The organism is Actinoplanes couchii (assembly GCF_016862075.1).
Classification (GTDB): domain Bacteria; phylum Actinomycetota; class Actinomycetes; order Mycobacteriales; family Micromonosporaceae; genus Actinoplanes; species Actinoplanes couchii.
The window spans coordinates 64,895-85,750 of the sequence record NZ_BOMG01000063.1; the positions used below are offsets into that span (position 1 = coordinate 64,895).

The 20,856-nt window shown below is 70.6% G+C and carries 21 protein-coding genes; 13 read left to right on the plus strand and 8 right to left on the minus strand.

The window, feature by feature from the left end:
• The first annotated feature begins 9 nt into the window (after nt 1-9).
• A complete protein-coding gene (locus Aco03nite_RS25955) occupies nt 10-522 on the plus strand; it encodes an LURP-one-related/scramblase family protein (protein WP_203798761.1) in 513 nt (170 codons plus the stop codon).
• Nucleotides 523-569: 47 nt separating this feature from the next.
• Here Aco03nite_RS25955 and Aco03nite_RS25960 read toward each other — a convergent pair whose 3' ends face one another.
• A complete protein-coding gene (locus tag Aco03nite_RS25960; protein WP_239145429.1) occupies nt 570-1,058 on the minus strand; it encodes a CAP domain-containing protein in 489 nt (162 codons plus the stop codon).
• A gap of 115 nt (nt 1,059-1,173) precedes the next feature.
• Here Aco03nite_RS25960 and Aco03nite_RS25965 point away from each other — a divergent pair, with 115 nt between their 5' ends.
• A complete protein-coding gene (locus tag Aco03nite_RS25965) occupies nt 1,174-2,412 on the plus strand; it encodes a hypothetical protein (RefSeq protein ID WP_203798764.1) in 1,239 nt (412 codons plus the stop codon).
• Here the strand turns inward: Aco03nite_RS25965 and Aco03nite_RS25970 are convergent.
• Entirely contained in the window at nt 2,400-2,885 is a 486-nt protein-coding gene (locus Aco03nite_RS25970) for a MarR family winged helix-turn-helix transcriptional regulator (RefSeq protein ID WP_203798766.1), read from the minus strand. The genes Aco03nite_RS25965 and Aco03nite_RS25970 overlap by 13 nt on opposite strands.
• A 48-nt stretch (nt 2,886-2,933) precedes the next feature.
• Between Aco03nite_RS25970 and Aco03nite_RS25975 the strand changes: the two genes are divergently transcribed.
• The 3 genes from Aco03nite_RS25975 to Aco03nite_RS25985 all read left to right on the plus strand — a co-directional run bounded on the left by Aco03nite_RS25975 (nt 2,934) and on the right by Aco03nite_RS25985 (nt 5,643).
• A complete protein-coding gene (locus Aco03nite_RS25975) occupies nt 2,934-3,929 on the plus strand; it encodes an FUSC family protein (protein WP_203798768.1) in 996 nt (331 codons plus the stop codon).
• Nucleotides 3,926-4,762, plus strand: a complete 837-nt coding sequence (locus Aco03nite_RS25980; RefSeq protein ID WP_203798770.1) for an aminoglycoside phosphotransferase family protein — start codon at nt 3,926-3,928, stop codon at nt 4,760-4,762. The genes Aco03nite_RS25975 and Aco03nite_RS25980 overlap by 4 nt, the downstream gene beginning before the upstream one ends.
• 500 nt (nt 4,763-5,262) lie before the next feature.
• Entirely contained in the window at nt 5,263-5,643 is a 381-nt protein-coding gene (locus Aco03nite_RS25985) for an ASCH domain-containing protein (RefSeq protein WP_239145434.1), read from the plus strand.
• Nucleotides 5,644-5,684: 41 nt separating this feature from the next.
• Here the strand turns inward: Aco03nite_RS25985 and Aco03nite_RS25990 are convergent, their stop codons facing one another.
• Nucleotides 5,685-6,656: a LysR family transcriptional regulator gene (locus Aco03nite_RS25990; RefSeq protein WP_239145430.1), complete on the minus strand. Its 972-nt coding sequence runs from the start codon at nt 6,654-6,656 to the stop codon at nt 5,685-5,687.
• 80 nt (nt 6,657-6,736) lie between these two features.
• Here Aco03nite_RS25990 and Aco03nite_RS25995 point away from each other — a divergent pair, with 80 nt between their 5' ends.
• Nucleotides 6,737-7,561, plus strand: coding sequence for an NAD(P)-dependent oxidoreductase (locus Aco03nite_RS25995; RefSeq protein WP_203798772.1), 825 nt, complete (start codon nt 6,737-6,739; stop codon nt 7,559-7,561).
• 37 nt (nt 7,562-7,598) lie between these two features.
• Here the strand turns inward: Aco03nite_RS25995 and Aco03nite_RS26000 are convergent, their stop codons facing one another.
• Both Aco03nite_RS26000 and Aco03nite_RS26005 read right to left on the minus strand, forming a co-directional pair.
• Nucleotides 7,599-10,586, minus strand: coding sequence for a poly(A) polymerase (locus Aco03nite_RS26000; protein ID WP_203798773.1), 2,988 nt, complete (start codon nt 10,584-10,586; stop codon nt 7,599-7,601).
• A 40-nt stretch (nt 10,587-10,626) separates the two neighbouring features.
• Entirely contained in the window at nt 10,627-10,959 is a 333-nt protein-coding gene (locus Aco03nite_RS26005; protein WP_203798774.1) for an STAS domain-containing protein, read from the minus strand.
• A 149-nt stretch (nt 10,960-11,108) separates the two neighbouring features.
• Here Aco03nite_RS26005 and Aco03nite_RS26010 point away from each other — a divergent pair, with 149 nt between their 5' ends.
• The 7 genes from Aco03nite_RS26010 to Aco03nite_RS26040 all read left to right on the plus strand — a co-directional run bounded on the left by Aco03nite_RS26010 (nt 11,109) and on the right by Aco03nite_RS26040 (nt 16,230).
• A complete protein-coding gene (locus tag Aco03nite_RS26010) occupies nt 11,109-12,395 on the plus strand; it encodes a lipase family protein (RefSeq protein WP_203798775.1) in 1,287 nt (428 codons plus the stop codon).
• 303 nt (nt 12,396-12,698) lie between these two features.
• Nucleotides 12,699-13,601: a hypothetical protein gene (locus Aco03nite_RS26015; RefSeq protein ID WP_203798776.1), complete on the plus strand. Its 903-nt coding sequence runs from the start codon at nt 12,699-12,701 to the stop codon at nt 13,599-13,601.
• A gap of 54 nt (nt 13,602-13,655) precedes the next feature.
• A complete protein-coding gene (locus Aco03nite_RS26020) occupies nt 13,656-13,940 on the plus strand; it encodes a hypothetical protein (protein WP_203798777.1) in 285 nt (94 codons plus the stop codon).
• A 5-nt stretch (nt 13,941-13,945) separates the two neighbouring features.
• Entirely contained in the window at nt 13,946-14,311 is a 366-nt protein-coding gene (locus Aco03nite_RS26025; protein ID WP_203798779.1) for a GntR family transcriptional regulator, read from the plus strand.
• 194 nt (nt 14,312-14,505) lie between these two features.
• Nucleotides 14,506-14,886, plus strand: coding sequence for a hypothetical protein (locus Aco03nite_RS26030; RefSeq protein ID WP_203798781.1), 381 nt, complete (start codon nt 14,506-14,508; stop codon nt 14,884-14,886).
• Nucleotides 14,887-15,013: 127 nt separating this feature from the next.
• Entirely contained in the window at nt 15,014-15,643 is a 630-nt protein-coding gene (locus Aco03nite_RS26035) for a DsbA family protein (RefSeq protein ID WP_203798803.1), read from the plus strand.
• On the plus strand, nt 15,640-16,230 hold the full coding sequence (locus tag Aco03nite_RS26040) for a vitamin K epoxide reductase family protein (RefSeq protein WP_203798783.1): 591 nt from the start codon (nt 15,640-15,642) through the stop codon (nt 16,228-16,230). The genes Aco03nite_RS26035 and Aco03nite_RS26040 overlap by 4 nt, the downstream gene beginning before the upstream one ends.
• Before the next feature lie 5 nt (nt 16,231-16,235).
• Here the strand turns inward: Aco03nite_RS26040 and Aco03nite_RS26045 are convergent, their stop codons facing one another.
• From Aco03nite_RS26045 to Aco03nite_RS26055, 3 genes are all read right to left on the minus strand, one after another.
• Nucleotides 16,236-17,822, minus strand: coding sequence for a methyl-accepting chemotaxis protein (locus tag Aco03nite_RS26045; protein ID WP_239145432.1), 1,587 nt, complete (start codon nt 17,820-17,822; stop codon nt 16,236-16,238).
• Nucleotides 17,823-17,871: 49 nt separating this feature from the next.
• Nucleotides 17,872-18,528 carry a DivIVA domain-containing protein gene (locus Aco03nite_RS54165; protein ID WP_203798785.1) on the minus strand — a complete coding sequence of 219 codons (657 nt, stop codon included), beginning with the start codon at nt 18,526-18,528 and terminating at the stop codon, nt 17,872-17,874.
• A gap of 84 nt (nt 18,529-18,612) precedes the next feature.
• On the minus strand, nt 18,613-20,844 hold the full coding sequence (locus Aco03nite_RS26055; protein WP_203798787.1) for a putative bifunctional diguanylate cyclase/phosphodiesterase: 2,232 nt from the start codon (nt 20,842-20,844) through the stop codon (nt 18,613-18,615).
• Nucleotides 20,845-20,856 lie beyond the last annotated feature (12 nt).

Here is a 20,856-nt window from a genome sequence, read left to right on the forward strand (position 1 = left end):
GATCGACCCATGTATGTGATCAGGGAACGGTTCTTCGCGATCGGTGACGACTTCGACGTGCTGGACGAGCACGGCACGAAGATCTACCACGTGGACGGCAAGGTGCTCAGCGTCCGGGACAAGGTGATCATCGAGAACCCGGACGGGGACGAGTTGGCCACCGTGCACCGGCATCTGGTCTCGCTGCGGCCCACCTACGAGATCCGGATCGGCGGGGAGAAGGCGGCCGAGGTCCGGAAGAACCTGTTCACCCCGTTCCGGGACAAGTTCACCATCGACGTGCCCGGCCCGGACGACCTGGAGATGAAGGGCGACCTGCTGGACCACGAGTACGTGATCGAGCAGGGCGGCGAGGAGGTCGCCTCGGTGTCCAAGCGCTGGCTGACTATCCGCGACACCTACGCGGTCCAGGTCGCCCCGGGTGTCGAACCGCTGCTGATCATCGGCAGCGTGATCGCCCTGGACCTGGCGCTGGAGCGGGCCGCGGAGAAGAAGAAGGATAAGGACGACGACGAGGACTGAACACGGCGAAGCGGGCTGATCGAGAGATCAGCCCGCCACGTGCCGGATCAGAAACCGAAGTCCTGGGTGTAGTACGGGGCGCCGCCGGCGGAGTAGACGACGCCGACGCCGACGGTCTTGGACTTGCAGTTGAGGATGTTGGTGCGGTGGCCCGGGCTCTTCATCCAGCCGTCGACGACGGCGGCGGCGGACTGGTAGCCCCAGGCGATGTTCTCGGCGGACGGCTTGGCGTAGCCGGCGTTCTTGATTCGGGTGGAGAAGCGCGACCCGCCCTTGCCGGTGTGGGAGAACTTGCCGGTCTGGGCCATGTAGGCGCTGTGGGCTCGGGCGGCGGCGGTGATCTGCGCGTTGACCTTCAGAGCGCCACAGCCGTGCTCGGCCCGCTCGACGTTGACGAGCTGGTTGATCTGGGTCTGGAGCGCCTGCTCGGAAACCTTCGCGGCGGCGGCCGGGTTCGCGGTCATCGTGGCGGCGGCCAGAGCGGCGACCGGGGCGAGGAGGGCGGTCACGGCGAGGCGGCGAAGAATCTGGCGCAAGAAGTTGTCCCTTCGTGGTGTTTCCCGGTGTCACTGATGAATTCGGCCCGGTGCCACGACGAAGGATCACCAACCCGGTGCGCCTGCGTTTCCGATCGGTTGCCAGGATTGCCGGATGCTGCCGTCCGAATTCGGGGAACTCTCGGCCGACCTCGCCGCGGCGACCGGCTGCCGTCACTACGGGACGGTGTGGCTGATCCGGGACGGCGGCCTGATCGAGCGGATCTTCCTGGCCGGCCCGGACCCGTACACCGAAGAGGTCGTCGACCGGGACCTGCGCGCCCGCGGTTACCGGCTGCTGCGGGTGTACCGCTCACACCACCAGCTGCTGGCCGAGGTCGCCACCTACCAGTTCCACGAGCGGTACCGGCTCGTCTACTTCACCAGGGGCGAGGTCCCCTGGGCCGGCGTGTTCTACCGGGATGTCCACCTCGACCGCTCCCGGGGCGTCTGGTACCGGTTGCTGCGCCGGGAGAGCGACGACGACGCCTGGAACCATCCGTCGATCTCCCGGGACCTGGCCGAGCGGCTGGGCGGGGCGATCGGTGTCGAGCTGCTCCCGGAGGAGGCGCTCGACCGGATCAGTGAGCACGGCCGGGCCCGCTTGCACCGGCACTGGGCGCGCGGCGACGAGTGGTTCCGCCGCCGGCTTGCCCTGTTCGGCCTGCAGAGGGCCGAGATCGAGGCCGAGATCGAGCGGCTGACCGCGACCCCGCCGCTCTGGGGTTCGACGCTGACCGAGCCGGCCGCGGTCCGGGTGGACGAGCCGTTTCCGCTGGTCGGCATGATGCTCGGCCCGCCGGAGCAGCGCGAGGTGGTGGTGAACCGGCTGGTCCTGGAGACGCCGGGCGGTCCGGTGGCGCTGACCGTCAAGAGCTGGCCCAACCCGATCACCCTGGAGTATCAGGCGGTCACCCCGTTCTGCCCGGAGGAGGGTTACCTCTTCGACGAGGCCGACTCCGATCCGGTGGCCCGGGGCGAGAAGGTGCGGAGCGGCATCTGGGGGCACCTCGAACCGGACGGTTTCCCAGTCTCGCCCTTCCGGTTCCGGATCGTGGTCGAGTACGAGCCGGCGGCCGCTGACCTGGTCGGGCACCTCTGGCTGGAGGTGGCGTTCCCGCTGGGCGCGACGCTGCTGGGCATGCCGCTGCCGCCCCCGCGGCGCAGCCGGGACGTGCTGTTCTACGACCAGTTCGTGCCCGTCGGCCGGCCGGAGCTCGCCGAGGTCGAGGGCGTGGCGCCGGGCTGGGTGTCGATCCACGTACCGCCGTCCCCGGATCTGCTGAAGTCGGTGACCGCGACCTTCCGGCATCTGCCGGACCGGGCGCTGCCCAGCCCGGACTACATCGACTGAAGGCTGGCCAGCAGCCGCCGCAGCGCCGGCTCCAGCGCGGCGTGATCCCCGGCGGGCAGCGACGACAGCCACGAGGACTCCAGCCGCTGGATCGTGTCCAGCGCCGGAGCGACGACCGCACGACCGGAATCGGTCACGTCGAGCAGCACGCTGCGCCCGTCCCGCCCATGCGGATGCCTGCCGATCAGTCCGGCCGTCTCCAGCGGGCGCAGCCGTTTGGTGACGCCGGCCCGGGTCAGGTGCAGCTCGTCGGCGATCCGCGCGGGGGACACCGGCCGCCCGGCCCGGACGATCACCGACAGCACCTCGAACCCGGCCCGGTCGATGCCGTGCGCGGCGAGCGCCTCGTCGGCGTGCCGGTGCGCGAGCCGGGAGATCCGCATGATCCGCAGGAAGACCCCGGCCGGGCCGACGTCGAGCTCCGGCCGTGAGTGCCGCCACTGTTCCTGGATCTCGTCGACCTCGTCACGCATGCTCGCATGATAGTTAACTGGTAAATCAGTTGGTGGACGGGAGCGACGATGACGGCGACGACCCTGCGGCAGATGTGGCACGTCGCCCCGCACGCCGGAGCACACCACCCGGCCCTGCGGATGGCGATCGCCGCCCTGGTCCCGCCGGTCCTGCTGACCATGGCCGGGCAGCCGACCTGGGCCGGCTGGGCGCTGCTCGGCGCGGTCACCGCCGCCTACGCGCGCTCGGACAGCCCACGGCGGCGGTTACGCGTACAGGCGATGGTGGGTCTGGTCCTGGTCCTCCTGGTGATCATCGCGACCGTGCTGGCCGCCGCGGCCGTGCCCGGGATCGTCCTGGTCCTGGCCACCGCCGTGGTCGCGGGTCTCGCCACCGTCCTCGCCGACGCCGGCCGCTGGAGCCCGCCGGGCGCCCTCTTCCCGGTGTTCGTCTTCGGCGCGGCGAGCGCGATCCCGGCCGGCTTCTCCACGGTCGGCCTACTGTGGGCATTGTCGGTCACGGCTTCAAGCGATTTTTTTCGTACGAGGTCAGCCCGCCCTTCGCCGAATCCACCCCAACCGTCACGGGCGGTGACCAGGACGACTGCTCTTCACGCCGCGATCTGCTTCGCCGGTGCGGCCGTCGCCGGCTCGATCGCCCTGACCGCCGGCCTGCGGCACCCGTCCTGGGCGATGGTCGCCGCCGTGGTCCCGGTCGTCGGCGTCAGCACCGGCGCCCAGATCCTGCGCGCCGGGCACCGCCTGGTCGGCACCCTGCTCGGCGTCCTGGTCGCCGGGGTGCTGTTCCTGCACGCGCCCGGCCCGCTGGAGATCGCCGTGCTGACCGCGGTCCTGCTGTTCGGCGCCGAGCTGCTGATCGCCCGCAACTACTCCCTGGCGCTGCTGTTCATCACCCCGTTGACCATCGGCATGTCCCACCCGGACACCCCGGACCGCCTGCTCGCGCTGATGGCCGACCGCGCGCTGGAGACGGTCATCGGCGTGGTGGTCGCGGTGGCACTGATCGCCGCCGCGCACCGGATCCGCCCTAAACTGCTGCGATGACGGATCTGTGGTCGTCGCGGCAGCGGGAGCTGCTGGATCGCTGGCTGCCCGGTGCCGAGGTGGTCCGGGACCACAGTTGGGGCCTGGTGCAGACCACGGTGCTCGAGGTGGCGTACGACAGCCGGACCTTGATCGTGAAAGCCGGCGGCGACGCCGATCATCACATCGCGCGGGAGCTGCACGCGCACCGCAACTGGCTGGAACCGTGGACCGCCCACGGCCGGGCGCCGCGGCTGCTGCACGGCGACACCGACGCGAAACTGCTGGTCACCACGTATCTGCCGGGGCGGCTGGTGCTGGACACCGCGGCCGTCGGCGACGCCGCGACGTTCCGGCAGGCCGGCGAGTTGCTCGCGGTGTTCCACGGGCAGACCGCGGTTGCCGACGACCGGTACGAGCTGCTGGAGAACCAGAAGTCGCTGCGGCTGCTCGACGGCCCGCACCGGATCGGCCCGGACACCGTCCGGCGGCTGCGTGCCGAGATCACCGCCTGGCCCACCCCGCCGTCGATGGTGGTGCCCACCCACGGTGACTGGCAGCCCCGCAACTGGCTCGTGCACGAGGGCATCGTCAGCGTCATCGATTTCGGTCGCGCCGCGCTGCGCCCACCGTGGACCGACCTCACCCGGATCGCGGTGCAGGACTTCCCCGGCCGCCCGGACCTGGAGGAGGCGTTCCTGCGCGGGTACGGGCCCGACCCGCGCGAGCCGGACGCCTGGCGCCGGACCCGGGTGCGCGAGGCGATCGGCACCGCCTGCTGGGCGTTCGCGGTCGGCAACGAGGAGTTCGAGGGACAGGGACACCGCATGATCGCCGATATCCTGACGCCATGACAGCCCTCCTGTGCCTGGAACAGAACCTGCCGCACATGCTCCCGTTCCTGCGGGCGCTGCACGAGGCGGGTTCCCGCGCGGCGGTCATCGGCCAGGTGGCCGGCATCATGCACGGTTCCACCGACCCGACCGAGGACCTCGACCTGCTGTGGGACGGAACCGCGCCGCCGCCGTCGTTCTTGTCGTCGTCCTCGTCGCCGCCTTCGCCTTTTTCGCAAGAGCGGGCGTTGCGGGCCGCGCTGACCGCCGCCGGCTGCACCGAGCTGCCCGATCTGAGCCTGCCGCAGGTGGCGTACACGGTGGACGGGGTCTTCGGCGATCTGTGCTCCACCGCGCTGCCGTGGGGCGGCCTGGACACCGCGGCCTGCCTGGACCGCGCCCTGACCGCCGGTTTCGTCCGCTATGTAACCCTGCCCGACCTGATCGCCATGCGCCGCGCCATCGGCCGCCCGAAGGACCTGCGCCGCGCCGCCGAACTCGAGACCCTGCAGCTCCCCCGGATGGAGTTCGCCTTCCCCGGCCCGCTGCGGGACCAGCTGGTCGCCGCGGTCCTGTCCGGTGCCAAGACCACCACCACAGCCCTGCTCGCCGGGTACGAACTGGACGGCAAACCACTGCCCGCACCCGGTCAGCGCCTGGCCGTGATCGACTCCACCGACCGCCCGGTGGCGACCATCGAACTGACCGAGGTCCGGGTGCTGCGCCTGGCCGACGTGGACCTGCAGCACGTCCTGGACGAGGGCGAGGGCGACGAATCGGTGGCCCAGTGGCGGGCCGGCCACACCGAGTTCTGGACGTCCCCCGAGATCCGCGCCGAACTCCCCGACCTGACCATCAACGACGAAACCCTGATCGTGGCCAAACGCTTCCGCCTCATCTGACCCACTCACCGAGTCTGTTCTGCTGCCGATAGTTGGGCGGTTCACCGTTCTTGAATGGCCGCGGCGCCGGATCGCAGCTCGGTCAGGAACGCGTTCACCACGGCGGAACGGGTGCGGCCGGCGAGGGTGGCGGCATACACCGTGCGGGGCGGTAGTTCGCCGGGGTTCAGCCGGAGCAGGGCGATGTCGGGTGGCGCCGCGCGGGCGGCGAGCGCAGGCAGCAGGGTGATGCCGAGCCCGGCAGCGACAAGGCCGAGCTTGGCGAACCATTCGTCAGCGGCGAATTCGACCCGAGGCCGAAAGCCGTGCCGGATCCCGGCCGCGAGCAGTGACTCCTGCGGCCCCGCCCCACCAGCGATCCAGGACTCCCCGGCGAGCGCGGCCAGCTCAACCACGCCGGTGCCGCCAACTCCCACGATGCCGCTCCCGTCGACCTCCGCGATGCCGGTCCCGCTGGCTGCGATGGTGCCGTTGGCGAGCGGGTGGTCGCGTGGCACCGCGACGAGCATCGGTTCGTCGAGCAGATGGTGCAGGTCCAGTCGGGGATCGTCGAGCAGCTGGTCGGAGGCGGTACTGAGGACGGCGATGTCCGCCTCGCCCGCCGCCAGCCGTTCGATCAGCCGCGGGGTCAGGCCTTCCACCAGGCTCAGCTCGACAGCCGGGAACTCCGCTCTGATCCGAGCGAGAGCCTGCGGCACGAGAGCCACCAGGGCCGTGGCGAACGCCGCCACCCGCAGACGGCCCAGAGACGCGTCACCGACAGCTCGCATGTCCCGCCGGGCGTCCTCCAGCCGGCCCAGCACCGCCTCGGCATGGCCGAGCAGCACCCGCCCCTGCTCGGTCAGCACGATGCCGCGGGGCAGACGATCGATCAGCCGGGCCCCGAAGTCGGCTTCGAGAGCGGCGATCTGCCGGGACACCGTCGACTGGGTGTACCGCAGCGCCTGAGCAGCGGCGGTGATCGACCGGCGGTGGGCGACCTCACGAAAGATCCGGAGCAGTTCGGTCTGCACCAGCTGATATTCGCAGACCGCATGGCAACCATGCGAGACATTCGTTGGTGACATGCCAACGTCGGTGCTTGGCTCGACCCATGCTGAACATCGCAGTGCTCGGACTCGGGCACATGGGAACCGCACTGGCCGCCCGCCTGGTGGAGCAGGGCCACCCGGTACGCACCTGGAACCGAACCCCCGGCCGCCGGGTACCCGGAGCCGAACCGGCCGACTCACCCGCGCTGGCCTGTGCAGACGCCGACGTGGTGATCACCATGCTCACCGACGAGTCCGCAGTCCGGGCAGTCCTGGCCGAGGCGTATCCACGCTCCGGAACCACGGTGATCGAGATGTCCACGATCGGCCCCGACGGAGTCCGCCGGGTAGCCGACAGCCTGCCCGCAGGCGTGTCCATGATCGACGCCCCGGTGGCCGGAAGCGTGGGAGCCGCGACATCGGGCACCCTCCGAATCCTGGCCGGCGGCGACCCGGCCACCGTGGATCGGGTCGAACCGGTCCTGGCCGCACTGGGAACCGTGCACAGGTGCGGTCCGCTGGGCAGGGGAGCGGCCTACAAGCTGATCCTGAACACCGCGACGATCACCGGCTTGGCCGTGGTAGCCGACGCGGTAGCCGTAGCGAGGGCGGTCGGCGTCGCCCGCCCCGAAGCCTTGGCCCTGCTGGCCGCGAGCCCTCTGGCAGCCCTGGCCACCCGAGCGGCAGGCGGCCCGGGTTCATCATTCGCGGTGACGATGGCAGCCAAGGACCTGAACTTGGCCCGAGCCGCCACCCCGGAACCCCTGCCGGCAGCCGAAGCCGCCGCCACACTACTGACCCGGGCAGCCTCCGCAGGCCAGGGCGCAGCCGACATCTCCGCGATAACCGGGACCAGATCCCCGGCCCCCGCAGCCCCGGCCCGCTGACATCCGGGGCGTCGTCGGAACCCGGGGAGAGCGCCGGTCAGCGCAGGGTGGGTACCGATCCGCCGTCGACCTGGGTGAGGGTCACCCCGGGCAGACCGGCCGACCAGTTGGCCAGCAGTCCAGGAGGAGGCGGCCGGCGCCCGAGGCCGATCGCATAGTCCCGGCGAACCGGAGTAACGGTGAACGGCCGAGGCCAAGCATGCACGTCAACCATCCCGGCCTCCTCCAGCATGGTCAGCAGCGAACGAACCCGCCCCCGGAACCGCCCGACAGTCTCGTCGAACAACTCACCCGAAACCGGCTCCACGGTAACGACAGCCCAGTCCCGATGCCGCCGATGAGGTGGGGTGGGGGCCTGCCCTTCCCAGGCTTGATACATCTCCTGGGCCAACAGATCCCGAATTCCCGAACCGACCTGATCGGTGCAACTCCGAACGGGAGAGGACGGAGTCAAAATCGTCATCGGGTACGAGGGAAAATCCCCCGCGGCAACACCGTGGAGACCGACAGGCTCAGCCCAGTCCCAGGCAGCCCACGTCTCGAAGAACCGTTCCAGCAGCGCCGCCGGCGAAAGCCCGCCGTCATCGATGGCACTCCGGGCGTCGATGGCGGTCCGGGCGGCAAGCACCACCCAGGCCACTCCGGGCAGCCCGCCGAATGGTGCCGAATCCAGCCCACGAGCCCGAGCCCACCCTTTGACCGCCCGTGCCAACGGGACAAACCCGGGCACCCCGGCCGTAGCCGCAAGCACAGCCTCCGCATCGGAAACCGCGCTGAGTGCAATAGCCGAAGCGTCGCCGAGTTCGCCCCGCCGAGCCACTGCGTCCCCCACCGCCACACCACCGAGAGCCCCACCAGCACCGGCCAAAGCCGCACCGCCGAAAGAACCGGTTGAAGCCGCACCACCGAAAGAACGGGTTGAAGCTGTGCCGCTGGAAGAACCTGTGCCGTCGAGGAAAACCGTGACCAGGTCGACGTCGAGGCCGGACCGGGACAGGCGCAGCCCTGGAACCCGGGCCCCGATCACCGGTCGCACCGACCACCCGGCGGCCGCGAGTCGTTCCGGCAGCCCCGCCGTGGCAGGAAGGACGGCCACCAGGTCGAGGTCGGCGCCGGGCAATTCGCAGCCGAGACGCCGCGACCCGGCGAGGTGGACCACCCCGTCCGGAATCGCGGCCCGGATCTCCTCGATCACCCCGGCCACCGAAACCGTGACGGGTTCGGGCGGGAGCGGCTCCGGCGGCGGTTCCGGCGGCCGGCGCACCTCACCGGTACCTTCCGGCAGCCAGCGCACCTCACCGGTACCCAGCATCACCTCCGCGCGAGGAACCATCGGCTCGTCCCCACGCCGTGACAGCAGGGTGAGCCGGTCGACCCACGCGGTCACCGGCCCCACCCGCGCGGCGGCGGACGATGCACCCGCCCGGCCGTCGCGAGTGGCGGAGGTTGACGGGCCCGGGTGGTCCACGCGTGCTGTGGTGGATGGTTTGCTATCCCGGCCCACGGTCAGGTGTGGGGTCCAGCCCTCAGCTCGGTCCCGGCACTGCGGGAAGCGGCGTTGTGCTGCCCGGTGGACCGCCTCCCACGATGCGGAACCCGAGGATGCCGGGTCGAGCCAGATGGTGGCGTCGTCACGCTGGGTGAATGAACGTACGCCGGCAATGGTGGTCTGAAATGGGGGAATCTCGGCCGTCGCGCCTGCCAGGAGTGTCGCGGCCTCCTCGAAGTCTGCTTCCGGAAGGAAGCCGAAAAGCACGTTGACGTGCGGCGGCCACCGGTCGAACTGCGGATCGTGCGCCCGCCGGACCTCCTGGATCGCCGGCCACAACTCCCGCGGCGGCAACCAGGCCACCGCAGACCGGGCAGTGGTCCGGGGGGCAGGCAGGGCAGCAGGCCAGCCGGCAGAAAAAGCAGCGGGCCGACCAGCGACATCCTCCATCGAGGCGTCACCGACAGCGACATCCACGCTCACGCCGTAATGGTCAGAAGCGCAGAGCCCCTCCACCGGCGCATCCCCGACCAGCCCCGTCACCAGCGGATTCAACTCGGCACCACGTATGAGAACCCGGTCCAGCCGCGCACCCCGCCCGGTCAGCGACCCCACGGCGGCAAGCGGATTCCGAATCGGATCAAACGTGACCGTCTCATCATCCGGACCATGAACCTCGGCCCAGGCGTCCCGCATCCCGAGTCGCCGCGACGGTGTGTCACTGCCGTCGTTGAGGTCGCCGACGACCAGCACCGGCACGTCCATCCCGGCCAGCCCGCCGCCGAGCGCGCTCAGCTCGACCTCCCGCCGCCCCGCCCCGTCGGCGGAGTGATCGCTGGTCAGGTGCACCGCGGCGATCACCACCGGCCCACCCACGGTGATCGCGGTGACCTGCTTGTACGGCCCGAGCACATGCCGCGCCGACTCCAGCACCGGAACCCGGCTGAGCAGCAGCACCCCACTGTCGTCGACGTCCTTACCCGCCGGATCGGTGCACAGCGTGTAGTCACGGCGCACCCACTCAGCAGCGAGCAACTGCTCCAGCAGACCGCGTTCGACCTCCTGCAACGCGATCACATCGGCGTCGGCACGTTCCAGCAGATCGAGCAGCAACGGCCGCCGCCGGGCGGTGTCGATCAGGTCGGCGTCGTACCGGTCCCACAGCGTGTTCCAGGTCAGCACCCGCAACGTGGTGACCGATTCTGATCTGCCCGGAGGGGCCGGAACCCAGCCGCCGGTCCAGGAGTGCGGGGTGCGGGCGGTGAAGAACGGGGCATCGAGCCGGCGCGGTTCCCGGACCCGCCCGGCCGTGGTGGTGTCGATCCGGTCCACGCCGGTGCCGCGGTCCCACACCCGCTCGCCGTCGGCTTCGATGAACAGCACCCGGTGCCAGGGGATGTCGCCGCCGGGCACAAACGCGGGCAGCGGAACCCGTTTGGCGTCGGCGGCCCGGACGTCGACGCCCAGCACGAACCGGGCCGGGTCCAGCCGGGGATCCCAGCGCACCCGGTGATAGATCTCCTCACTGGTACGCATGCGGCGACGCTAGCCGCTCCCCGGCGGGCCCCGCACCCGGTTATTCCAGCGGCGGCAGCCCGAAGACGTCGGACAGGCCGGTCACCTGGATCGCCTTGGCGACCGGCGGCGACGGGTTGATCAGCGTCACCCTCATGCCGGCCGCCGCCACCGAGTTGCGGACACTGACCAGGGCGCCCAGCGCGTACGAATCGATCAGGGTCACCTCGGACACGTCGATCTGGAGCACCTGGTACGTGGACGATCTCGCCGCCGCGGCCAGGTTGTCACGGACCTCGTCGGCGTCCCGGAGGTCCAGTTCACCGGACAGGGCGGCACGCAGGGTGATGCCGTCGTTGCTGGTCTCGTACGTGATCACATCGCTGGCGGACATGTCTCGACGGTAACGGTGTTCCGCCGGGGCCGCCCGTCGTGGAGTGAGAACGCGACCCCCTGTCGGTTCTCGGTTCCGATGGTTACCGTCCGGTAATCGCGCGGTTTCCATCGACATTCGTATCTGTCATCTCCGCCTGTGGAGGGCTGATGTCACCGCGTACCGTCATGTCCGCAGTCATGCTCGTCGCACTTCTGATCCCCGCCCAACCGGCGCGGGCCGAACAGGCGGGCGCCGCCGTCCCGGTTCCCGCGTTCTACACCCCGCCGGCCACGCTGCCCGCCGCCGACGGCGCGCTGATCCGCACCGAACCGCTGCCGCTGGCGCTGTCCCTGCCCGGCATCGACGGCACCCTGCCCGGCCGCGCCACCCGGATCATGTACAAGTCGACCGACTCCACCGGTGGCCCGGTCGCCGTCACCGGGGCGTACCTGGAACCCGCCGCGCCCTGGCCCGCCGGCGGCGCCCGTCCGCTGGTGGTGCTGGCGCCCGGCACGATGGGCCAGGGCGACCAGTGCTCGACATCCCTCGCGCTGGAGCGGGGCCTGATCATCGGGACCGAGAACGATCAGCTGACGCTGTCGGTCGGCTACGAGGTCCTGGCGATCTACCGGCTGCTGATCCGGGGCATCGCGGTGGTCACCACCGACTATCCGGGACTGGGCACCACCGATCGGCTGCACACCTACGTCAACCGTGTCGATTCCGGTCACGCGGTCCTGGACGCCGCCCGGGCCGCCCGGATCCTGTCCGGCATTTCGAGCCAACCCATCGGCCTGTACGGCTACAGCCAGGGTGGCGGCGCGGTGGCCTCGGCGGCCGAGTTGCAGGCGACCTACGCCCCGGACGTGACGGTGACCGCCGGTTACGCCGGAGCACCCCCGGCGGATCTGGCCGAGGTCGTCGGCGGCATCGACGGCAGTGAGCTCGCCGGGGCGCTGGGCTGGTCGATCAACGGTTTCGCCCAGTCCGAGCCGGCGCTGCGCCCGATCCTCGACAGGTATCTCTCCGACGCCGGCCAGACGGCCCTGACCAGGCTGTCCACCATGTGTGTCGGCGACGCGATCCTCGCCTACGCCGGGAAGCGCAGTTCGTCGTGGACCGTCGGCGGAAAGTCCATGACCGAGGTGATCGCCGCCGAACCGGCGCTGGAGGAGTTCATCACCGATCAGCGGATCGGCACCCGCAGACCGTCCGGTGTGATCCGGGTCGCCACCGGCGTCTTCGACAACCTGGTCCCGCACGCCCAGGCCCGGGCGATGGTCGCCGACTGGTGCGATCGTGGCGGCCGGGTGGTCTACGCCCCGGTCGTGCTCCCGTGGTCGGCGAGTCCGCTGCTGAACCATTTCGGTCCGCTGCTCTCCGATCAGCCGCTGGCGGTCGACTGGCTCGGCCGGCGCCTGGCGGGAAGTCCCGCGACGTCGAACTGCCCCTAGGGGCGTGTCGCCACCTGGTACTCCGGGGGAGGAGTACCAGGTGGCGCCGAGAGGGTGGGCCATGCAGCGGACCCACCCGCACGGTTCACAAGGTGTGTTCAGCGACGCTGATCTTGCTCCCCACCTTTGTCAGCCAATACTCAGATTCATGACGGTCCCGTGACGCTCCCGGCGGAACGGAACGGATTTCATCTTCCGCGGGTTGATCCGGGCGGGCGGTTCCGACGTAATGACCTGTAGAAGAGCAGGTGGTTACGAGGGATGGGGCGGTTCGTGGCACCGGCGTACCCGGATCAGCCGAACGTGGCTGAGCGCGTGTCCGACGCGGAGTATTCAACCGACCCCGGTCGGTACCGGCGAACAGGGGAGATCCCGCGGCAACGGGTCGCCTTCTTCGACGAGGGCGAGGCGGAGTCCGGGCTGCCCGGTTCGGGCCCGGACATGTACCAGCAGGACTGGGAAGGCGGGAAACGCCGGAAGGGCCGCCGCCGGGCCCGTGGGCGAACCGGCCGCACCGTCACCCTGCTGGTCGCGGTGACCACGGTCGGCGCCGCCGTCGGCGGTGTGGTCGCCTTCGGCCCGGCCGATTTGCCCGGCATCTCCCGGGTCGCCGTCGACGCCGCGCTCCAGCAGCGTTCCAACGCCCCGGAACCCGCCGCCCGCGGGGCCGAACGGCCGACCCCGGCGCCGTCCGTCTCGGCGTCGAAACCGGCCGCGTCGACGAAGTCGGCGAAGGCGAGCAAGTCACCGAGCCCGAAGCCGCCGGAACCCCCGGAACCGGTGTCCGGTCTCAATCAGACGCAGATGAACAACGCCGCCGTGATCGTGGACGTCGCCCAGGATCTCGGCCTGCCGCGCCGGGCGATGCTGGTGGCGATGATGACCGGCATGCAGGAGTCCAGCCTGCGTAATCTGGCGAATCCGACGGTTCCCGGCTCACTGGACCGGCCGAATGAGGGCAGCGGCGACAACTTCGACTCGCTCGGTGTCTTCCAGCAGCGTCCCAGTCAGGGCTGGGGTTCGGTGAAGCAGCTGATGAACCCGCGGTACGCCGCGGACGCGTTCTACGACAAGCTGGTCACCATCGACGACTGGGAGGACAAGGACCTCGGCGAGGCGGCGCAGGCGGTGCAGCGCTCGGGTGTCCCGGACGGTTACGACAAGCACGAGAAGCGGGCGGCCCAGATAGTCGACGCCCTGCTGTAGACCCCGGCCCTCGTCTACATCTCCGCCCTGCCGTTCCGGGCCGACGACTTCGGCGTGCAACTGACCGCGCTGACGGCCCTGGTCACCGCCCTGGTGCTGGGCCTGGCGCTGCTGGACCGGTGGGTGCGCCGGGCCGACCTCCTGATGCGTGTCGAGGACGCGCGCGAGGTGGCCGTACCGACGGTGGTGTGGTCTCTTCCGGTCGTCTCGGTCTTCGATGCCGGCCTCGATCCGTGGAACATCGGCTGGCTCGTCTTCATCGTCCTGAGCGCGATCGCCCTCGCCCTGATCACGGCCGGGACCGCGCGCGCCGCCCTGGCCGGTCACGGCGCCCGGTGACCCGCGTGATCGTCATCGACCCGGCTTCGCCCGTCCCGCCGTTCGAGCAGCTCCGGGCCCAGCTCGCCGGCCAGGTCCAGGACGGTGTGCTGGCCGTGGGCACGAGGCTGCCGACGATCCGCCGGCTGGCCGCGGACCTGGGCCTGGCGGTCAACACGGTCGGCCGGGCCTACAAGGAGCTGGAGGAGGCGGGCCTGATCGAGACCCGTGGCGCGGCCGGCTCGTTCGTGTCGGGGAACGGTGAGCAGGGGCGCGAGCGGGCCCACCGCGCCGCCGCCGAGTACGCCGCCGTCATCGCCGCCCTAGGCATCGGCACCACCGAGGCGGTGCACATCGTCCGGGCCGCGCTGACCTGCGGCGGAACCATCTAGGCAGGCGGCCGGGAGCAGGAACCAGTGCAGCTTCTCGAACGCCGGTGGCAGGCCCCGGATGGACGCCGTCGGCCGGCCGTCGAGTGTCCCGCCGGTCCCGGCGAGCCCGGTGCGGACGCGTTCCGGCATGCTCATGACCGGGAACCTCCTCGTCGAGGGGCTTCGATGCCTTTCCGGTCTGCTTAACTTGGGGCATGACCGCGTCCCCGAAACGTCCCGGCCCGGTGTCGGTCGTGTGGGTGACGGCGGTCATGGCGCTGCTGCTTCTCGCCGCGAGTCTGCTGTTCCCGCTGGGTGCCGAGGGGCATGCGCGGGACGGCGCGGTGCCGGCCCGGCCCGTGGTGGCCGGGCAGGAGTTCTGCGAGCACGGTGACACCGGTCATCGGCTGCACACCCACGAGCTGGGCAACGGCTGGACGCCGATCCTGACGTCGCGCCCGGGCCCGGCCGGTGAGCCGTCCCTGGTCGCCGTCGAGCCGGTGGTGCGCCCCGCGCCGGCGTGCGCCTTCCCGGTCACCACCGCTGACATGCCGCCCGGAGTGGATCCGGCGAGCGCGGGTGTCCTCAGGGTCTAGAAGACCCTTTTTCTCCTGGTACGTCCCTGTCGCCGTCGTGGCTCTCGCGACGCCGCGCACAATCCTGAAAGGCACAATTATGCCGAAAAATCGTGTCAAGAACCGGCAGCTTACCCGTCCACCGGGCCTGAGCACCAACCTCAAGGTCACCCTCGGCGTCCTGGCCGCCGCCCTGACCGTGGTCCTGCTGGTGGTGGCCACCAAACTGACCGACCCGAAGACCGCCGAGGTGGTACGCGCCGACAGTCACCGCCTGTCCACCGCCGCCGACGGCAAGGTGACGATCGTCGAGTTCCTGGACTTCGAGTGCGAGGCGTGCGGCGCCGCCTACCCCGGTGTCGAGCAGCTCCGAGCCGAGTACGGCGACCGGATCACCTACGTGGTGCGCTACTTCCCGATCGAGAGCCACCCGAACGCGTACACCTCGGCCCACGCCGCCGAGGCCGCCGCCCGGCAGGGCAAGTTCACCGAGATGTACGTGAAGCTGTTCGACAACCAGAACACCTGGGGCCACCAGGAGCAGTCGCAGGCCGCGGTCTTCGAGGGCTACGCGTCCGAGCTGGGCCTGGACCTGGCGCGGTTCAAGGCCGACGCGGCGAGCGCGGACGTCGCCGCCCGGGTCGAGTCGGACGCGAAGGACGGTCTTTCCCTCGGGGTCCAGGGCACGCCGACGTTCTTCGTCAACGGCGAGCGGTTCGCCGGGCAACCGACGTACGAGGGCCTGAAGACCGCCGTCGACGCGGTGCTGAACCGGTGAGGCCGGCCGTCCTCACCGACCGTCTGCTGGGCTGGGTGCTGACGCTCGGCGGGCTGATCGGGGCCCTGGCGGCGTTCGTGCTGATGGTCGAGAAGGTGGAGCTGCTCAAGGATCCGTCGTACGTGCCGAGCTGCTCGATCAACCCGATCCTGTCGTGCGGCTCGGTGATGGTGACCGACCAGGCCGCGGTCTTCGGCTTCCCGAACCCGCTGATCGGGGTGGCCGCCTTCCCGGTGGTGGCCGCGACCGGCGCCCTCCTGCTCGCCCGGGTGGCGCTTCCCCGCTGGTGGTGGCTGTCGTTGCAGGCGGGAGCGCTGTTCGGGGTCGGCTTCGTGCACTGGCTGTTCGTCCAGAGCCTGTACCGGATCGGCGCTCTGTGCCCGTACTGCATGGTGGTCTGGGTCGTGATGATCTTGATCTTCTGCTATCTGACGCTGGCGAACGCCGAACGCGGTCATCTGCCCGCGCCGCGGCGCCCCACCGAGCTGCTGCTGCGGGTGCACAGCACGATCCCGCTGGTCTGGCTGCTGATCCTGACCGCCCTGATCGGTGTCCGGTTCGAGAGCTACTGGAGCACCCTGATCTGAACCGGTCAGACCCGGAAGCGGGAGACCAGCGTGGTCAGCTCGGTGGACATCCGGGCCAGCTCCGCGATCGCCTGCTGCGTCTCGGCGACGCCCAGGCTGGTGTTCTGCGCCGCCTGGGCCACGCCGGTGATGCTGCGGGAGATCTCCCCGGTCCCGGAGGCCGCCTCGCCGACGCTGCGGTTCATCTCCGCGGTCGTCGCGGTCTGCTCCTCGACGGCCGAGGCGATCGTCGTCTGGAAGTCGCTGATCCGGCCGATGACCTCGGAGATCTGCTCGATCGCGGTGACCGCCCCGGCGGTGTCGGACTGGATCGTCTCGACCCGCCGGGAGATGTCCTCGGTGGCCCGGGCCGTCTCCTGCGCCAGATCCTTGACCTCGCTGGCCACCACGGCGAACCCCTTGCCCAGCTCACCGGCGCGGGCCGCCTCGATGGTGGCGTTCAGGGCGAGCAGGTTGGTCTGCTCGGCGATCGCGGTGATCGTCTTGATCACGTTGCCGATCTCGGCGGACGACTCGCCCAGCTTGTTCATGGTCGACGAGGTGGTCGCGGCCAGATTGACCGCCTCGACCGCCACCTGGGCCGCCTCGCTGGCGTTCTGCGAGATCTCCCGGATCGACGCGCCCATCTCCTCGCTGCCGGCCGACACCGTGTCGACGCTGCGGGAGATCTCCTCGGCCGCGCTGGACACCGCCATCGACTGCTGCGACGCCTCCTGCGCGGAACCGGCGATCTGGGCGGCCGTGCTGGTCATCTCCTCCGACGCGCCGGCCAGCGACAGCGCCGAACTCTCGATGGTCCGCACCGTGTCCCGCAGCGACGCGGTCGCCTGGTCCAGCGCGCGGCCCATCCTGCCGGTCTCGTCGTTGCTGGTCAGCCCGGTGCTGTGGGTGAGGTCGCCGGCCGCCAGAGCCTCGGCCACGTCCTGCACCGCGGCCAGCGACTTCACGATCCGGGTCGCCACCCAGAACCCCATGCCCACGGCGGCGACCAAACCCACGATCAACACCACGATCTGGGTGGTACGGCTCGACTCGTACCCGGCTTTGGCGGCTGCGGCGTTCTTGGCGGCGTCCGCGGTCTCCGACTGGTCCAGTTCGGTGACGTCGGCGGCCATCGCCTCGACGATCGGCATCGCCTCGGTGTCCCGGATCGTCGACCAGCGGGAGAGCTGGTTCGCGGCCCCCGCGGGCAGCAACTTCTCCTGGGCCAGGGTGGCGAAGTCCCCCCTCTGGGCCTCGAGGTGGTCGATGGTCTCCTGCGCGCCGGCCGGCTGGCTGGCCCGGTAGGCCGCCATCGCCGTGTCGAACGTCTTCATGTCGGCCTCGAAGGCCGCGGTGAACTCGGCGGCGACGGCATCGTCCGGCGACAACGCCTGATTCGTCAGGTCCACCCGGCCCTGCGAGATGGACGCCTTGATCTGACCGACCGCCTTGATGCTGGCGACGTTGCTTTCCGAGATCAGATTGGCCTTGTCGCTGGTGTCGGAGAGGGCCACCAACCCGGTGATACCCACGATGACGGCGACCACGGCAGCAACCGCGACCGCGGCGAGAATCTTGATCCGGACACTGAGGTCGGCGAACGTCGGCACCAGATCAACGTAGGCCGCACCGGACTATCGTGAGGCCTACTTACCTTTTTCAGGACGGTCCGAGCATCGGGGCGTTGTCCACGTCCGCGAGCTGACCCTCGACGTGCCGCCGCAGAGCCTCCCGGTAGTACGCGGCGAGACTGGTCAGCTGCTGGATCTCGTCCAGCGCCGAGGCACGCCGGGCGGCCAGGCCGTCGAGCGCGTCCGCGTGCCGGCGGACCGCCTCGGTCTCGATCTCGTCGGCCTTCGCCCGGACCTCGTCGGCCAGCTGATCGGCCCGGTCCCGGGCGTCCGCGATCAGATCCTCCGACTCGCGCCGGGCATCGCGCAGGTGCTCGTCGGCGGTCCGCTGGGCCATCGCCAGCACTCGCAGCTCACCACCACCGGCCGGCAGCGCCCGCGGCCCGCCCTGATGCGCCCGGTCCAGCTCGGCCCGCAGCTCACGCGCGTGCTGCTCGGCCATGTCCCGTTCCTGCTCCATCCGCTGCAGGAGACCGGTCAGGGCACGTATCTCGTCGTAGTCGCCGGCCGGATCGCCGGGTTGCACGGCCATCGTGCGCAGCGCGCCGTTCTCGGCGAGGAGCCGGGCCAGCTCGCGCTCCGCCTCGTCCAGGAACGCGTCGACCTCCTCCTCGACGTACGCACCGCGGCCGACGGCCGGTTTGGTGAAGGAGACGTTGTGAATGTCGGCGGGGGTGAGCGGCATGCTGCTCCCTAGGAGACACCGTCGCGAGTCGCACACGTTACGCCCCCGCGCCCATGAACGGATCCCCCTACGGGCTGTAACCCGTCACGAGTCGGCCCGCATCTCCCGCAGCATGGCGGTGATCTCGTCGGCGCTGATCGGCCTGGCGAACAGGTAGCCCTGACCGTAGGTACAGCCCAGTCCGGTCAGCAGCGACTGCTGGTCGGCCTGCTCGATACCCTCGGCCACGGTCTGCAGCCGCAGCGCCCGGCCGAGACCGACCACCGCCTCGGCCAGCGCGGCGTCCTCCCGGTTGGCGGTGATCCCGTCCACGAACGCCTTGTCGATCTTCAAGATGTCGATCGGGAACCGGCTCAGGTACGACAGCGACGAGTACCCGGTGCCGAAGTCGTCGATCGCCAGCCGGACCCCCAGGTCCCGCAGCCGGTGCAGGACCAGCACGGTCGCGTCCACGTCCTCCATCGCCATCGACTCGGTGATCTCCAGAACCACCTTCTCCGGCGCGATCCCGGTCTCGGCCAGCACCTCGCGCACCATGTCCACCAACCCGGGCTCCTGGAACTGGCGGGCCGACAGGTTGACGCTGACCCGCATCGCGGCCGCGCCCGGGATCTCCCGGTGCCAGCGGGCCATCTCCTGGCAGGCCACCCGCAGCACCCCGGCGCCCAGCGGCACGATCAGCCCGGTCCGCTCGGCGTGCGCGATGAACTCGTTCGGGCCCAGCAGACCACGTTCCGGGTGCTGCCAGCGGACCAGCGCCTCCACCCCGATCGGCAGCCCGGACGGCAGGTCCACGATCGGCTGGTAGACGACCACGAACTCGTTGCGGTCCAGGGCCCGTTCCAGCTCGGTGCGGGCCTCCGCCTCGGCGACCGCGGCCTGGTACATCGACTCCTCGAACGTGACGGCCCGGTCCCGGCCGGCCTTCTTGGCCGCGTACATCGCCAGGTCGGCGTCCCGGATCAGCTCGTCGGTCAGATCGATGTCGCTGCTCTCACCGGCCTTCACGGTGGCGATGCCGATGCTCGCGCCGCCGGTCAGCACCGAGTCGCCGAGGCGGACCGGCTCGTGCACCGCGGCCAGCAACCGCTGCGCCAGGGTGTGCAGGCCGATCTCGTCGAGATCCTCCACGAGCACCGCGAACTCGTCGCCGCCGAGCCGGGCCAGGGTGTCGCCGGGACGTACCGCGGCGGCCATCCGCCGGGCCTGGGCCAGCAGGAACTCGTCGCCGGTGAGGTGCCCGAGGGTGTCGTTGACCTTCTTGAAGTCGTCCAGGTCGATCAACAACAACGAGACCCTTCCGGCGGTACGGGTGTGCCTGCGCACCGCCGAGCCGATCCGGTCGCGCAGCAGAGCCCGGTTGGGCAACCCGGTCAGCGGGTCGGAGATCGCCTGCCGGTCCAGCTCGCCGCGCAGCGCCTTCTGCGTGCTGACGTCCCGGACCGTCAGGATCAGCGCGCCGATCAGCGGGTCGGCCAGGTGGTTGGTGCCGATCACCTCGACATCGAGATAGTCGCCGTCCCGGTGCCGGCTGCGCGACTCGATCCGGGCGGTGTGCCGGGCCGGCGCGGCGGCCAGCTCGGTGAGGAACGCCGAGACCCGCTCCCTCTCGTCCGGGTGGATCATCGCGGTCAGCGAGTCCAGGGTGAGTTCGCCGCCCTCGTGGCCGAGCACCCGCCCGGACGACGAGCTGACGTAACCCACCCCCGCCGCGTTGACCGCCAGGATCGCGTCCGAACCGTTCTCCAGCAGGGCGGACGTCCGGTAGGCGATCTCGTCCCGCTGCTCCTGCTGCAGCCGCCGGTTGTGGGTGGTGAACGCGCACAGGGCGGTCATCGTGGCCATCACGATCAGCAGGGTGAGATTCAGGTACCCGTGGTCGCCGCCGAACAGCGCCATCATGATCAGCAGGCCGGCGACACCCGCCGCACCGACCCCGAGCCCGTCCCGGACCCCGCTGGTGGTCGACGCGGCCACCATGGTGACCATCGCACCGGTCGCGAACATCACGGTCGGCTCCGGGTCACCGGCCGCGAACAGGGCGAGCGCGCCGAGAGCGGCCACGTAGGCGCCCGCCATCACCGGCCGGATCCACGAGCGGGCCGCCAGCCGGTCCAGCGGCAGCCGGGTCGCGCCGGCCAGCACCACCATCGCCAGTGCCAGCGGTGCCAGCACCCAGTGGCCGGTCGCCGGCCAGTCGAAGCCGACCCGCACCAGGCCCATCCCGGTCAGCGCCGTGAAGATCCACAAGTTGTGCCGGATCTGGCGGGCCAGGTGCCCGTGCTCGCGCGACTCGAAGTTCGCCCACCGTTTCACGGGCCCCTGAAT

Bases quoted from the DNA above. Each gene is read 5' to 3' on its own strand.
- Aco03nite_RS25955 (WP_203798761.1), top strand. From the start codon at position 10: ATGTATGTGATCAGGGAACGGTTCTTCGCGATCGGTGACGACTTCGAC.
- Aco03nite_RS25965 (WP_203798764.1), top strand. From the start codon at position 1,174: ATGCTGCCGTCCGAATTCGGGGAACTCTCGGCCGACCTCGCCGCGGCG.
- Aco03nite_RS25970 (WP_203798766.1), bottom strand. From the start codon at position 2,885: ATGCGTGACGAGGTCGACGAGATCCAGGAACAGTGGCGGCACTCACGG.
- Aco03nite_RS25975 (WP_203798768.1), top strand. From the start codon at position 2,934: ATGACGGCGACGACCCTGCGGCAGATGTGGCACGTCGCCCCGCACGCC.
- Aco03nite_RS25980 (WP_203798770.1), top strand. From the start codon at position 3,926: ATGACGGATCTGTGGTCGTCGCGGCAGCGGGAGCTGCTGGATCGCTGG.
- Aco03nite_RS25985 (WP_239145434.1), top strand. From the start codon at position 5,263: ATGGAGTTCGCCTTCCCCGGCCCGCTGCGGGACCAGCTGGTCGCCGCG.
- Aco03nite_RS25995 (WP_203798772.1), top strand. From the start codon at position 6,737: ATGCTGAACATCGCAGTGCTCGGACTCGGGCACATGGGAACCGCACTG.
- Aco03nite_RS26000 (WP_203798773.1), bottom strand. From the start codon at position 10,586: ATGCGTACCAGTGAGGAGATCTATCACCGGGTGCGCTGGGATCCCCGG.
- Aco03nite_RS26005 (WP_203798774.1), bottom strand. From the start codon at position 10,959: ATGTCCGCCAGCGATGTGATCACGTACGAGACCAGCAACGACGGCATC.
- Aco03nite_RS26010 (WP_203798775.1), top strand. From the start codon at position 11,109: ATGTCACCGCGTACCGTCATGTCCGCAGTCATGCTCGTCGCACTTCTG.
- Aco03nite_RS26030 (WP_203798781.1), top strand. From the start codon at position 14,506: ATGACCGCGTCCCCGAAACGTCCCGGCCCGGTGTCGGTCGTGTGGGTG.
- Aco03nite_RS54165 (WP_203798785.1), bottom strand. From the start codon at position 18,528: ATGCCGCTCACCCCCGCCGACATTCACAACGTCTCCTTCACCAAACCG.